We start from the raw sequence: 13,777 nt of genomic DNA, 5'->3' as shown, positions 1-13,777 counted from the left end.
GGCAGGCGGCTTGCACGAAAAACCGGACGGGAAGACCCGGCCGGTTGTGCTCGCGATTCTGGTATCAGGCTAGGAGGGCCTTATAGGGAAGAGTTTTGCTGGATGTAACCCCCTAAAATGAGGGTTGTGTGGGGGTGCACATTTAGGCAAACAAGCGTCTCATTCCGTCGCGCCCCCCTCTGTCCTGCCGGACATCTCCCCCACACGGGGGGAGATCGGCCTTCACGTTTGATTTCGCCAATCGCCAACCTCGAAAAAAATGGCGCTGTCGGCGAAACAGCCAATCTCCCCCCTCGTGGGGGAGATGTCCGGCAGGACAGAGGGGGGCGCTGTCCCTCCAGCGTTTCGAATCTACCTAACCACCCGTCGCCAAAGCATCAGGAATCTCGAAGCGCTCCGAAACCCCGACGCGGATCATGTTGAGGGTGCCCTCGCGGGTGAAGCGGAACTCGCCCGGTGCATCGGAGCCGGCCGGCACGCCGGCGGCGAAGTTGATGACGCGCGTGCCGCCGTCGGGCCAGGTAACGGTGACGACGGTCTTGCCGTCGGCCGGACGCTCGACATTGGCGTCACAACTGGTCATCGGCTGGCCGACATAGCGCGCGCAGGGAATCCTGTTCTTGGCGCCAGCGGCTGGCGGTCCTGGTGGCTGCAGCCGCGCAACCGTTTGTGCGTCGGCCGGAGGTGCTGCATTGACAGCGAAATTCTGGACGGCATCCGCCGCGGGCGCCTGCCCAACCATCTCGCCGGTTGACGAGTTTTCGCTGGCCGAAAGCGCGAGGCGGTAAGCATCCTCTATTGCCGCCTTGCCTATTGCCTCGGCGGGAGTCGGCGAGGGTTCGGTGCCGCCGAGCCGTTCCGTCAGGTCGGGCAGCGGCGCAGCCAGCGTGGGGCTCGCGGCTCCGGCAGAAGCGGTCGCGCCTTCGCCGGTCGTTTCCATGTCGGCCGCCGGCTGGGGATTGATGGGATCGAGGTAGCGCGCCGGAGCCCATCCAATCATCTGCGGGTTGTCGGTCTCCGCGACCTTGCACCATTGATGGCCGTTGACGTCGTTGCAGCCGAGATTGTTCAGGCTCGACCCATTGGGCAGGCGTGTCTGGATCTTGCCGCCTGGCGAGGGCTTGGCGCGGATGTTCAAGAGATCGTCCGGAGCCAGACCCGTGACGATGGAGACGACTTCAGCCTCCTGCGCTCTGGCCGGCAGCGCCGTCGGCAGCATCGCCATCAGAAGCGCGGCAATCAGCAGCGTCGTTGGGAGCGTAAGTTTGCGCCTCATTACCTGGCCATGGGCGATTGCATTACCGAAAGCGCGGCCAGGCACGGAAGCACCACCGCATGCCGAGCGATTTATAGGGGACGACATGGCGTCATGTAAGCCGGAAAATATGGCCGTGGCATGGGCAACTCGACCTAGGTCGGTGGGGGTATCAGCTTCGTTTAACCTGACATAAACCCGGTGCGCAGCGCGTGGGCCCATTCTGGCCGTCCCGCCTGCTCTGCCTGTCGCGCGGCCGCCTCGTGATCGTAGTCGACGGCGATGGCCTCGAAACGGTCGCGGTGCTCGCCGAGTTCGACGATGCCGTAGCGCGCATGCGGGGAGCCTTGCTCGGAGACATGCGCCGGTGGCGTATCGTCGTAGTAGGCGGGGCAGCCGATGCTGCCGGGGTTGAAGATGACGGGACCGCCGGGAATGCGGATCAGCTCGGCGCGGTGGCTGTGGCCGCACAGCACGATGCGGCAAGAGGCGTCGAGCCCTTTCAGCCGTCGCTTGATGGCGGCCAGCGGCGCGCGCACCAGCTGGCCATCCGAGATCGCGTCGGCCAGGTATTTTTCATCATGGTCGGGACGGGCATGGAAGGCGATGACGCCGGGCGCGATCTCCAGGGTGAGAGGCAGCGCAAACAGCGCCTCGCGATGCGCCGCCGTCAGCCGCTCCTGCGCGTAGCGGTCGGAAGGCCACATCTCATCGTCGGCCGGGTCGACGGCGACACGGCGGTCGTGGTTGCCGCGCACCGTCGGCAGGTTGAGCGCTTCCAGCCGCTGCATGGTTTCGTGCGGCCACAGCGGACCGGAAACGCAATCGCCGAGATTGACGACAAGGTCGGCGCCGCCACGCTGCTTGAGATCGTCGAGCACCGCGTCCAGCGCCAGGACGTTGCCGTGGATATCGGCGAGGACGGCGATGCGCATGGGAGGCTCCGGTGGTTGACGATTGACTGGCAAGGGAAGGGCGTACCTTGCAGGCTTGGATTCCTCGCCCCCACGAAGTGGGGGAGAGGTGGCTCGGCGAAGCCGAGACGGAGAGGGGGACTGCGCTGACCTGATTCCGAATGCTTTAGACAACTTTCCCCTGGTGTGCCACTTCGGAGGCCCCCTCTCCGACCGCTTCGCGGCCACCTCTCCCCCGCTATGCGGGGGCGAGGAACCCAAGTCCTGCACTCAGGCCGGCATTTCGACGTCATGGCCGCCGATCGCCGGCAGCGCCTTGTCCTCGCCGGCGGCGGCAATCACGCTGTCGAGCAGGCCCGGGAAGCGGGCGTCTAGATCGTCGCGGCGCAGCGTGATCAGGCGGCTGGTGCCGACCACTTCGGCGCGGGTGACGCCGGCCTCGCGCAATTTGGCGAGGTGGTAGCTGAGATTGGTCTTCGAGCCGAGATCGAGGAACCGGCTGCAATTCAGCGGTACGCCTTCCTTGCTGGCGAGATAGCGCACGATGGCAAGCCTGGTCGGGTCGCCGAGCACGGCAAGCACGATCGGCAGGCTGATCTGGTCGGCGTTGGGATGGGGCAAGGTCATGCCCAGGAATTAAGCACAATCGGCGCCGATTTCAACGTATCTCCTCCTTCTCCGGTGCTCCCGGCTTCGACGCTGCTCCGGCCTGTCCTGACACAGGGCTGTCAGCAGGGTTCAGTTATTTTCCCCGGGCTTCATTGACATCATGCCCTGTTATGTCCAATTGTTCAATAACTTTTGAACTAAGGATTTCCCCATGGACAAGCGCCTCTTCTGGCTTGCGCTCGGATCGTTTACGATCTCGACCGAAGGCTTCGTCATCTCCAGCCTGCTGCCCGACATCGCCAGTGACGCCGGCATCTCCATTCCGCTCGCCGGTTCGCTGATCACCGCCTTCGCGCTCGCCTATGCGGTCGGCACGCCGATCCTGGCGACGCTGACCGGCGAATGGGACCGGCGCCGCGTCATCTTGTGGACGCTGGTGTTCTTCGTCCTCGGCAATCTGGTGGCGGCGTTGAGCTCCTCCTTCGAAGTGCTGCTGATCGCGCGCATCGTCATGGCGCTGTCGTCAGGCCTGTTCGCGGCAACCGCGCAGGGAACCGCCGTGGCGCTCGTCGACGATCATCACCGGGCCCGCGCCATTGCGGTCGTCGTCGGCGGCACCACGGTGGCGGTGGCGGTCGGCGCGCCGCTCGGCGCGCTTGTCGCGACCATCGCCGGCTGGCGCGGCACTTTCTTTGCCATCGCCGGGCTCGGCGCGCTCGCCGGCGCGATCCTGTGGTACAGGCTGCCGCGCGGCATCGTCGGCACCAGGCTGCCGCTGAGGCTCAGGCTGGCGGCGGCACTCCGTCCCGGCGTGCCCTCGATTCTGGTGACGACGACCCTGGCACTGGTCGGCGCCTTCACCGTCTTTTCCTATGTCGCGCCTCTGGCTATCGAGGGGGGCGGCCTGAGCCCGCTGGCGCTGCCGGGCATGCTGCTGGCCTTTGGTGTCGGCGCCGTCATCGGCAACATTGCCGGCGGGCAGGCCGCCGACCGTTTTGGCGCGACGCGCACCGTCAGTTGGTCGCTGGCGCTCAGCGCCGCGATGCTGGTCATGCTTTCGGTCATCCCGACATTCCTGCCGCACCATATTGCCGGGCCGGCACTGATGGCGATGATGGTGCCGTGGGGCATCGTCGGCTGGGCCTTCCCGCCGGCGCAGGCCAGCCGCATCATCAAGCTCGCGCCCGACGCCGCACCGATCGTGCTGTCGCTCAACGCTTCGGCGCTCTATCTCGGCGTCGCGCTGGGCGCCGTGGTGGGCGGTGCGGTGCTGCGCTATGGCGCGCCGGCCGATCTCGGCCTGGTGGCGGCAGCGTTCCCTATCGTGGGGTTAGGCGTCGTGCTGGCCGAACGCATGCTGGCCCGGCCTGTCGCCATGCCGGCGGAGTAAGGTCTTCGCGCCGCCGGCCGGCGGTTCAGGCCGGCGGCGCATTGAAATCCAGCGCGGCGATGTCATCCAGCGCCGCGCGCAGCCTTGCCGCCTCGTCCTTGCCGACCATCGCCTCGAAACGCTGCTGGGCGAGGCTCCATAATTTCATGGCCTCATCGAGCTTGACCAGGCCTTGCGGCGTCAGCCGCACGCGCTTGACGCGGCGGTCGTCCTTGTCGGCGAAAGTCTCGACATAGCCGTCGCGGATCAGCGGTTTCAGCGTATGGCCAAGCGCGGACAGGTCCATGATCAGCGCCTCGGCAATCGCACCCATCGCCGGCTCGCCGCCGATATGGATCTGGTAGAGCAGGCCCTGCTGCGTCGCCTTCAGGCCGGAAGGGGCAATCATATCGTCATAGAACTGGCCGAGCTTTCGTGTCGCTCGACGCAGCGAGGCGTTGTTGCAAAGGGTCAGGCCGGGCAGGGCGGCTTGGGTCATGGCGTGCTTCCTTGGAAGCGAACGGCGTTCGCTCATTCCGCCCTGAAATAATCTTCGACAGTCCGATTGACAAGATAGTGGCATATACCTATTTCAAAGAAAGTGGCATATACCACTAAATGGAATCTGGCGGCTTGAGACAGGCAGGGCATTGCCCGCCGCACTTATAGCCAAGGTCAAAAACAGAAGGATCAGGACAATGAGCAATCAAAACAACAAGGGCACGGCGGTGGTCACCGGCGCTTCCTCGGGCATCGGTGCAGTCTATGCGGACAGGCTGGCAGGGCAGGGCTATGATCTCGTGCTGGTGGCGCGCCGTGCCGACCGGCTCGAGGAGCTGGCGGAGAAGCTGCGCTATGCCTACAAAAGCAAGGTCAGCGTCATCAGCGCCGACCTCGCCGACGACAACGATATCCGCCGTGTCGAGAAGGCGATATCGGCCGACGAGAGCGTCACGCTGCTGGTCAACAATGCCGGCATCGGCGGAGCGCAAGTGGTGGCGACAGCCGACGCCGACCTCGCCGAGCGCATGATCAAGGTCAATATCGTCGCCTTGACGCGGCTGACGCGCGCCGTTCTGCCGGGGCTGATCGCTCGCAAGCGTGGCGCCATCGTCAACATCGCTTCGGTGCTCGCCTTCGACACGTCGTTCGGCGGCATCTACAGCGGCACCAAGGCCTATGTCGTCAACTTCACCGAGGCCTTGCAGCGCGAAGTTGCCGACACCGGGGTGAAGGCGCAGGTCGTGCTGCCGGGCGCGACGCGCACCGATTTCTGGGAACTTGCCGGAAGCGATATCGACAAGCTGCCAAAGGAGATTGTCATGACGGCCGACGATCTGGTGGATGCCGCGCTTGTCGGGCTTGCCAGAGGCGAAACCGTTACCGCGCCGGGACTCGCCGATGCGGCCAAGCTGGACGCGTTCCTTAGCGCCCGACAGGGTTTTTACGGCAGCCTGCACGCCGACAAGCCTGCGGCGCGCTACGCGGCTTGAGGGTAGGATAGCGCCTGCCCTGCAGGACTTGGGTTCCTCGCCCCGCCAGAGGCGGGAGCGAGGAACCCAAGTTGTGCTACTTCCAGTTCTTGCGCCGTTCGATCTCAGCCTCGGAAGGCTCCTCCGTCGCGAAAGATCCGGTCTTGATCTTACCGTCGCGTTCATAGCGCGCCATGATGACGCCAGTGCTTGAAGCCAGCGACTTGGTGAGCTGGAAGGCGGCCGGCAGCGCGTTGTCATCGAACAGCCGCTTACCCTTGCCCAGCACAAGCGGGAAGATCAGCAAGGTGATCTCGTCGATCAGGCCGTTGGCGAGCAAAGTCTGGATCAGCTCGCTTGACCCCTGGATGAGCAGGTCCGGGCCAGCTTCCTGCTTGAGCTGGCGCAGCGTGGCCACGACATCGTCGCTAAGCGACTGGCTGTTTTGCCAGGTGAGCGTCCCCGGCCTGTGCGTCGCCACATATTTGGTGGCGGCGTTGAAACTGTCGGCGATCAGGCCGTTCTTCTGATAGGGGCCAGTAGGCGGCGAAGATGTCATAGGTCCTGCGGCCGAGCAGCAGCGCGAAGGGTTTCGAGAACGTCTCATCCATCGCGGCGCCCATCACATCGTCCCAGTAGTGGAACGTCCAGCCGCCGAACTCGAAACCGCCGACTGGGTCTTCCTCCGGTCCGCCGGGCGCCTGCATGACGCCGTCGAGGCTGACGAATGTCGAGGCGATGATCTTCCTCATGGGTGTTCTCCTTTCTGATTGTCCATGCCGTCAGATTTCGGTCAAAGGACGGGTGAGCAAGCGTTCATCCGACAAGGCCGGCGAAATTTCTTGCGCCTTAGCCCGTCCGGCCCCGATGACTTCAGCTTGCCAGTCGGCCGCGAATGTCTTTCGTCGAGAACCAGACGTCGCCGATGACGGCGATGGCGGTGCGGTCCGGCGCCTTGTCGGCGGTCAACCAGATCGAGCGAATGCGCGCGGCCTTGTCGCGGTCAGGGATTTTCGCCTCCGGGCCTGCGAGCGAGGCGCCGACGCAAGGGATGAACCATGACCGCATGAAGGGGTCGCAGGCAAAGCCTCCTTCCGCGCGGGTCACCATGACCGCCAGGCCGACGCGCTCGGCCGGGCGCCAGGGAAAGACCATGCGGCCACCCGGCTTCAGCGCCTTCAGCCAGGCGGCCGGCGGCGCCACGACGCCGGCATTGACATAGATGATGTCGGACGGCGGCAGGCTGCCGGTCACCGCGTCGCCTTGGATGACGGTCACATTGCCATAGGGTTCGAGATTCTGTCTGGCGCGGTCGGCAAGATCGGCCTCCAGTTCGAAGGCGGTGACGGCGCCCGGCGACACCAGCCGCGCCAGCAGCGCTGTGTAGTAGCCGGTGCCGGCACCGATATGGGTGACGGTTTCGCCGGGTTTTGGCGCCACCTTGCCGATCCACATGGCGTGCAGGACCGGTTCGCCATTGTTGATGCCCTTGGCGGTGTCGAGCGCGACCAGCACATTCTGGTAGATATGGACCGGATCGGCGCTCGGCGTTTCAAGCGTGCTGTTGCCGGCGACGACCGTCCACGGTCCGGGGCCAAGAAAGGCTTCGCGCGGCACCTCGGTGAAAACCGCTTCAAGGCGTGGATCGGCCGAACCGGCACGGGCGGCCAGCAGCCGCGCGTAGAATTTTCGAACTTCGGCAATCTGCGTCATGGCTTTGGCAACATAGCGCGGATTGCCGATTTGTCGCGGCCGCCTTGGCAGAGAGAACTTTCAGCCGATGCCGGCGACGGTGTCGTAGAGCAGCTTGAAGTTGAGCACCAGGATGACGCCGGCGACCACCCAGGCAAGTGCGGCGACGGAGCGTGGAATGGCGAACGTGCCCATCTTCTTCTTGTCCGACACAAACTGCACCAGCGGGATCACTGCGAAGGGGAGCTGCATCGACAGGATCACCTGGCTGAAGACCAGGAGCTGACCGGTCCCCTTCTCGCCGTAGAGCGCTGTGACGACCACGACCGGTATGATGGCGATGCCACGCGTCAGCAGGCGGCGCGCCCATTGCGGGATGCGCAGGCGAAGAAAGCCTTCCATCACGATCTGCCCGGCAAGTGTCGCCGTCACCGTCGAGTTCAGGCCGGAGGCAAGCAGCGCCACGGCAAACAGGATCGAGGCGATGCCGAGGCCAAGCAGCGGCGACAGGAGTTCGAAGGCCTGGCCGATCTCGGCGACGTCCTGATGGCCGGTGCCATGGAAGGCCACGGCCGATACGATGAGGATCGAGGCGTTGACGAACAGCGCCAGGATCAGGGCAATGGTCGAGTCCGTCGTTGCCCATTTGATGGCGTCGCGCTTGCCCTTGTCGGTGCGCTCATAGGCGCGGGTCTGCACGATCGAGGAGTGCAGATAGAGATTATGCGGCATCACCGTGGCGCCGATGATGCCGATGGCGATGTAGAGCATTGCCGGGTTGGTGACGATTTCGGACGACGGCACGAACATCGAATGCAGTATCGAGCCGACCGGCGGAGCGGCGGCGAAGATCTGGATGGCGAAACAGCCGAAAATGATGATCAAAAGCGCAACGATAAAGGCCTCGAGGTAGCGGAAGCCCCTGTTCATCAGCAGCAGCACGAGAAAGGCGTCGAGGGCGGTCAGGACTGCGCCGCCGATCAGCGGAATTCCGAACAGCAGCTGCAAGGCGATCGCCGTGCCGATGACTTCGGCCAGGTCGCAGGCAATGATGGCCAGCTCGCAGGCGATCCACAGCATCAAATTGACCGGGCGGGGGTAATAGGCGCGGCAAGCCTGGGCGAGATCGCGGCCGGTGGCGATGCCGAGCCTGGCGGCGAGCGCCTGCAGCAGGATCGCCATCAGGTTCGACAGCATGATGATGAAGAGCAGCGTGTAGCCGAACTGGGCGCCGCCGGCGAGGTCGGTCGCCCAGTTGCCGGGATCCATATAGCCGACCGAAACCATGTAGCCCGGCCCCATGAAGGCGAACAGGCGACGGAACCAGGTGCCAGTCTGCGGCACCGCGATCGAGGCGTTGACCTCGCGCAAGCTGGGTTGCTCGTCTTCTTCCGGCCGGGCAAACCGCCACATGGATCGGGGTGCTGATGTGGCTTCGGCGTCTGACATGGAGGCTTTCCGCTTGAATGGATGGCTTGCGGTTCTATCTATGTCGCGGCTCAACATTATGCAATATGCTATATTTCATTGATCATGCTTTTGTGATGTGCTCGATCAACGCCCAGATAACCGCAGACGCCGGTTGCGCCTGCCTTGGAATGCAAATAAACGGCCAGGACAAGGGAAGCCCATGCTATGAATGTGCAATGCCGGCTTATCCGCCGACAGTCGAGGAGGAGCGCATATTGGCGCTGAAGAAGAAACCAGTCCCGCGCGAACCGTTGCCCGACGCCGAAATCCATTCGGAAGGATTCCGGCAGACGCGCGAAGCGCGGCGCAGCGCGCTGGTCGAGGACTATGTCGAGCTTATCGCCGACCTGATCGAGGACGGCAACGAGGCGCGGCAGGTCGACATCGCGGCGCGGCTCGGCGTTGCCCAGCCGACGGTCGCCAAAATGCTGACGCGGCTGTGCGCCGACGGGCTGGTTTCGAGGAAACCTTACCGTGGCGTGTTCCTGACAGAGGCCGGCCGCAAGGTTGCGGAAGAGAGCCGTATTCGCCATCAGACGGTGGAAGCCTTCCTGCGCTCGCTCGGCGTCAGCGCCGAGACGGCGCGCATCGACGCCGAGGGCATCGAGCACCATGTCAGCGCCGAGACGCTTGAAGCGTTCCGCAAGGCGATGATCGCGGCGCGCTGATACGGGATTTCGCCATTCCAGACCGTTGATCCACCGGAACCGCTGCATCGCCGGTGCGTTTGATATCGTGCCGCGCGATTGTCGCGAGGCGAGGAGGATATCATGGGCGTTGAACAGGCACCGACCGCGAAGGGCAAGCAGGCCGCCAAGGGATTGAGGCAGGCCGCTGCGAAGGACGAGCGCAAGACGGAAGCGGAAACCGGCCGCCCGCTGAAGAAAGGTGCCGCGCGTTTCGAGGAGCGGTCGAAAAGCTCTGACGGCAAGAGCGCCGGGGCCAAGCAAAAGAGCTGAACGGGCCGCTCCCAGAACGATCAGCTAGTCCCGAGTTGGCTTTCGGAGGGCGTGGCCCGTCGCATGTTTCCAACGTGAGAAATGCTGTGACTTGGGACCATCGTTGGGATAATTATTGTCTGATCGGATTGGGCTTGATCACCGCCCGATGAACCGGAAACGTGCGTCATAAGGATTTGCCATGCTCTGGAAGGGTCGTCGTCAGAGTGACAATGTCGAGGATCAGCGCGGCCAGGGCGGCGGTGGCTTCGGCCGTCCCGGCCAGTTCCGTATCCCGATCGGCGGCAGTGCCGGCGGCGGCCGCATGTCGCTGTCCAGCATTATCATCCTGGGGGTGATTGCACTGATCGCGTGGGGCGTCTTCGGGATCAATCCCCTGCAGATTCTGAACGGCGGCGGCGGCCTGGTACCGGGCGGCGGTGGCCAGATCACCGACAATAGCGGCACCCAGGGCGGTGGCACCGGCGCGCCGGCCTCCGACGAGATGAAGCAGTTCGTATCGACGGTGCTGGCCGAGACCGAGGACACCTGGACCGGCATTTTCCAGGCCGAGGGCCTGACGTATGAGGATCCAAAGCTGGTCCTGTTCAGCGGGCAGATCCGCTCGGCCTGCGGCTTCGCCTCTTCGGCGGCCGGTCCGTTCTACTGCCCCGGCGACCACAAGGTCTATCTCGACACCACCTTCTTCCAGCAGCTCGACCGGCAATTCGGCGCTTCGGGCGATTTCGCGCAGGCCTATGTGATCGCGCATGAGGTCGGCCATCATGTCCAGAATCTCACCGGCATCCTGCCCAAGTTCAACCAGATGCGCCAGCAGATGGGCGAGGCCGAATCCAACCAGATGTCGGTGCGAGTCGAGCTACAGGCCGACTGCTTCGCCGGCGTGTGGGCGCATTTCACCGCCCAGAAAGGTCTTCTTGAACAGGGCGACATTCAGGAGGCGCTGAACGCCGCCCAGCAGATCGGCGACGACACGATGCAAAAGAAGATGCAAGGCTACGTCGTGCCGGAGAGCTTCAACCATGGCACCTCGCAGCAGCGCCAGACCTGGCTGGCGCGCGGTTACAAGAGCGGCAAGCTTTCCGATTGCGATACGTTCAACAATCCGATCTGAAGCGCCGGCTTCTCTCGCTGATTTGACGGCAACATTGCAGTCAGGGGATGTCAGGATGGAAACATCCTGCTTGTTCCCTTATTGTTCCAGGCGACGCACTCAACTATAAGGTGCCTCCGCCTTCGCCTTGGGCGGCCCGAGAGAAATCATCATGATCGACCCCAAAACCGCCAGGCGAGGCCTCGCGCTCGTTTTCACCACGCTGCTGCTCGACATCATCGGCTTCGGCATGATCATGCCGGTGCTGCCGGCCTATCTCAGGGAACTGACCGGCGTCGGCGTTAGCGAAGCGGCGATCGAAGGTGGCTGGCTGTTGTTCGCCTATGCGGCGATGCAGTTCGTTTTCGCACCCATCATGGGTGGGTTGAGCGACCGGTTCGGACGGCGGCCGATCCTGCTCGCCTCCGTGATCACCTTCTCCATCGATAATCTGATCTGCGCCATCGCCTGGTCCTATCCGATGCTGTTCATCGGGCGCGTGCTGGCCGGCATTTCCGGCGCCAGCTATTCCACGACATCCGCATTCATCGCCGATATCTCGAACGACGAGAACCGGGCGAAGAATTTCGGCTTGCTCGGCATCGCCTTCGGTGTCGGCTTCGTCATCGGGCCGGTGCTGGGCGGGCTGCTCGGCACGTTCGGGCCGCGCGTGCCGTTCTATTTCGCCGCCGGGCTTGCCTTCGTGAACTTCCTGATCGCCCTGTTTTTCCTGCCGGAAACGCTTGATGACAAGCATCGTCGCCGCTTCGAGTGGAAACGCGCGAACCCGGTCGGCACGCTCCTCCAGATGCGCAACTACCAAGGCATAGGCTGGATCGGTCTTGCCTTCTTCCTGATGACGCTTGGGCACATGATGTATCCGGCGGTCTGGTCGTTCGTCTCCAATTACCGCTATGGCTGGAGCGAGCAGCAGATCGGCTTCTCGCTCGGCGTCTTCGGACTGTGCGGAGCGATCGTCATGGCGACCGTCCTGCCGCGCGTGATCCCCAGGCTTGGCGAATGGAAGACGGCGGCCATCGGTCTTGCATTTACCGCGCTCAGCGCGTTTGGCTACGCCTTCGCCTGGCAAGGCTGGATGATCTATGCGGTGATCGTCGCCGGATGCCTCGAAGCGTTGGCCGATCCGCCGCTCAGGAGCCTCGCCGCCGCCAAGGTGCCGCCTTCGGCGCAAGGCGAACTCCAGGGCGCGATGACGTCGATCTTCTCGATCACCTCGATCATCACGCCGCTGCTTTATACGGCAATCTTTTCCTGGTTCACGGGGCCGAATGCGCCGGTGACCTTCGGCGGCGCGCCCTATCTGCTCGGCGCGATCTTCATGACGCTGGCGTTCATCGTTTTTGTGACGAAAGTAGCCAAGCCGACGTCCAAGGAAGCCGAGCGCATGCATGCGCAGGAAGCGGCGACCGACAGGATTTGATCCTCGCCTGTTGAATCCGTTTTACGCAATTGCAGACGGTATACCGGTATGCACTTTGCGTGAGGCTTTTAGGCGCGCTCTGCCAACAATTGCTCGCCGCGCCTCTCACGGATCAGGTTGACGAAGCGGCGGAACAGATAGTGCGAATCCTGCGGGCCGGGCGAGGCTTCCGGGTGATGCTGGACCGAAAACACGGGCCGGCCGGTCAGCGCGATGCCGCAGTTCGAGCCGTCGAACAGCGAGACATGGGTTTCCTCGACGCCTTCGGGCAGCGAGTCGGCATCGACGGCAAAGCCGTGGTTCATCGAGACGATCTCGACCTTGCCCGTGGTGTGGTCCTTGACCGGATGGTTGGCGCCATGATGGCCCTGATGCATCTTCTGGGTGCTGCCGCCCAGCGCCAGCGCCAGCATCTGGTGGCCAAGGCAGATGCCGAACAGCGGGATGTCGGTCTTCAACAGATCCTGGATAACCGGCACGGCATAATCGCCGGTGGCTTCCGGATCGCCGGGGCCATTCGACAGAAAGATGCCGTCCGGTTGCATGGCCATGATCTCCTCGGCGCCGGTCTTGGCCGGCACCACGGTGACCTTGGCGCCGAGACCGGCAAGCAGGCGCAATATGTTGCGCTTGACGCCGTAGTCTATGGCGACGACATGCATCGAAGGTTCGGCCTGTTCGCCAAAGCCCTCGTTCCAGACCCAGGGCGTCTCGCGCCAGACCGATGACTGGCCCGACGTTACTTCCTTGGCCAGATCGAGCCCGATCAGGCCGGACCACGCGGCGGCGCGGCGTTTCAAATCGTCGAGGTCAAAGGCGCCGTCGGGCGCATGTGCGATGACGGCGTTGGGCATGCCCTTTTCGCGGATCAGCGCGGTTAGCGCGCGGGTATCGATGCCCGACAGCGCCACGATGCCGCGCTTCTTCAGCCACTGGTCGAGACCGGCCGCGGCGCGATAGCTGGAGGGATTGGTGACGTCGGCCTTGAAGACGGCGCCGACGGCGCCGGCGCGGGCGGCCGGATTGAGGTCTTCGATGTCCTCGTCATTGGTGCCGATATTGCCGATATGCGGGAAGGTGAAGGTGACGATCTGGCCGGCATAGGAGGGGTCGGTGAGGATCTCCTGGTAGCCTGTCAGCGCGGTGTTGAAGCAGACCTCGGCGACGGCCGACCCGGTGGCGCCAAGGCCGCGGCCCTCGATGACGGTGCCGTCGGCCAGGACCAGCAAGGCGGTCGGCTTTTCGGTGGCCCAAGCGGGGGTAGCAGCGGTCATCGTTGCCATGGCGGCACTCCTGTCAGGCTGCGTGCTTCAACTGGCCCGTCGACCAATTCGCGCAGCAAACGACACGCATCGGCGATTTCTCGAGCCTCCGCGCGTCAACTCATTGTCTCATGCAAGGCCCAGTACATATGGGAAGCGGCCAAAGCGGTCAATGTTGCCGCCGCCGAACGGCTGCAATTTATTTCGGCCAACAATATCAGTGATTTGCCGGATCAGGCTG

At 63.8% G+C, this 13,777-nt stretch carries 13 protein-coding genes and 1 pseudogene; 6 read left to right on the top strand and 8 right to left on the bottom strand.

The annotated features are described in order from the left end of the window. Nucleotides 1-355: 355 nt before the first annotated feature. The 3 genes from CN311_RS08005 to CN311_RS07995 form a co-directional block, all read right to left on the bottom strand. A complete protein-coding gene (locus CN311_RS08005) occupies nt 356-1,276 on the bottom strand; it encodes an SH3 domain-containing protein (protein WP_097572785.1) in 921 nt (306 codons plus the stop codon). Between the two features lie 161 nt (nt 1,277-1,437). Next, nucleotides 1,438-2,190, bottom strand: a complete 753-nt coding sequence (locus tag CN311_RS08000; RefSeq protein WP_097572784.1) for a metallophosphoesterase family protein — start codon at nt 2,188-2,190, stop codon at nt 1,438-1,440. A 249-nt stretch (nt 2,191-2,439) separates the two neighbouring features. Then, nucleotides 2,440-2,796, bottom strand: a complete 357-nt coding sequence (locus CN311_RS07995; RefSeq protein ID WP_097572783.1) for an ArsR/SmtB family transcription factor — start codon at nt 2,794-2,796, stop codon at nt 2,440-2,442. A gap of 193 nt (nt 2,797-2,989) precedes the next feature. On the opposite strand from CN311_RS07995, the gene CN311_RS07990 reads away from it, so the two are divergent. Continuing rightward, on the top strand, nt 2,990-4,168 hold the full coding sequence (locus CN311_RS07990; RefSeq protein WP_097572782.1) for an MFS transporter: 1,179 nt from the start codon (nt 2,990-2,992) through the stop codon (nt 4,166-4,168). A gap of 25 nt (nt 4,169-4,193) precedes the next feature. On the opposite strand, the gene CN311_RS07985 is transcribed toward CN311_RS07990, so the two are convergent. After that, entirely contained in the window at nt 4,194-4,646 is a 453-nt protein-coding gene (locus CN311_RS07985) for a MarR family winged helix-turn-helix transcriptional regulator (RefSeq protein ID WP_097572844.1), read from the bottom strand. Between the two features lie 199 nt (nt 4,647-4,845). Here CN311_RS07985 and CN311_RS07980 point away from each other — a divergent pair, with 199 nt between their 5' ends. After that, on the top strand, nt 4,846-5,640 hold the full coding sequence (locus CN311_RS07980) for an SDR family NAD(P)-dependent oxidoreductase (RefSeq protein ID WP_097572781.1): 795 nt from the start codon (nt 4,846-4,848) through the stop codon (nt 5,638-5,640). A gap of 76 nt (nt 5,641-5,716) precedes the next feature. Here CN311_RS07980 and CN311_RS07975 read toward each other — a convergent pair. The 3 genes and pseudogenes from CN311_RS07975 to CN311_RS07965 form a co-directional block, all read right to left on the bottom strand. Next, a pseudogene (locus CN311_RS07975) lies at nt 5,717-6,371 on the bottom strand (dihydrofolate reductase family protein). Nucleotides 6,372-6,492: 121 nt separating this feature from the next. Next, on the bottom strand, nt 6,493-7,332 hold the full coding sequence (locus CN311_RS07970; protein WP_097572780.1) for a protein-L-isoaspartate O-methyltransferase family protein: 840 nt from the start codon (nt 7,330-7,332) through the stop codon (nt 6,493-6,495). Nucleotides 7,333-7,392: 60 nt separating this feature from the next. Next, the gene (locus CN311_RS07965) at nt 7,393-8,760 is read right to left on the bottom strand and encodes an Nramp family divalent metal transporter (protein ID WP_097572779.1); all 1,368 of its coding nucleotides are present in this window, start codon (nt 8,758-8,760) and stop codon (nt 7,393-7,395) included. Between the two features lie 236 nt (nt 8,761-8,996). Here CN311_RS07965 and mntR point away from each other — a divergent pair, with 236 nt between their 5' ends. From mntR to CN311_RS07945, 4 genes are all read left to right on the top strand, one after another. Next, on the top strand, nt 8,997-9,449 hold the full coding sequence (gene mntR / locus CN311_RS07960) for a manganese-binding transcriptional regulator MntR (RefSeq protein WP_165779631.1): 453 nt from the start codon (nt 8,997-8,999) through the stop codon (nt 9,447-9,449). Between the two features lie 102 nt (nt 9,450-9,551). After that, nucleotides 9,552-9,740, top strand: coding sequence for a hypothetical protein (locus CN311_RS07955; RefSeq protein ID WP_097572777.1), 189 nt, complete (start codon nt 9,552-9,554; stop codon nt 9,738-9,740). Nucleotides 9,741-9,921: 181 nt separating this feature from the next. After that, nucleotides 9,922-10,854, top strand: a complete 933-nt coding sequence (gene ypfJ, locus CN311_RS07950; protein WP_097572776.1) for a KPN_02809 family neutral zinc metallopeptidase — start codon at nt 9,922-9,924, stop codon at nt 10,852-10,854. A gap of 151 nt (nt 10,855-11,005) precedes the next feature. Continuing rightward, on the top strand, nt 11,006-12,274 hold the full coding sequence (locus CN311_RS07945; protein WP_097572775.1) for a TCR/Tet family MFS transporter: 1,269 nt from the start codon (nt 11,006-11,008) through the stop codon (nt 12,272-12,274). A 68-nt stretch (nt 12,275-12,342) separates the two neighbouring features. On the opposite strand, the gene carA is transcribed toward CN311_RS07945, so the two are convergent. Beyond that, nucleotides 12,343-13,548, bottom strand: a complete 1,206-nt coding sequence (carA, locus tag CN311_RS07940; RefSeq protein WP_165779630.1) for a glutamine-hydrolyzing carbamoyl-phosphate synthase small subunit — start codon at nt 13,546-13,548, stop codon at nt 12,343-12,345. Nucleotides 13,549-13,777: the final 229 nt, after the last annotated feature.

Source organism: Mesorhizobium sanjuanii, assembly GCF_002529485.1.
GTDB classification, from domain to species: domain Bacteria; phylum Pseudomonadota; class Alphaproteobacteria; order Rhizobiales; family Rhizobiaceae; genus Mesorhizobium; species Mesorhizobium sanjuanii.
Note: the sequence above shows the minus strand (reverse complement) of the source record. Positions and strands in the feature narration are given on the sequence as shown.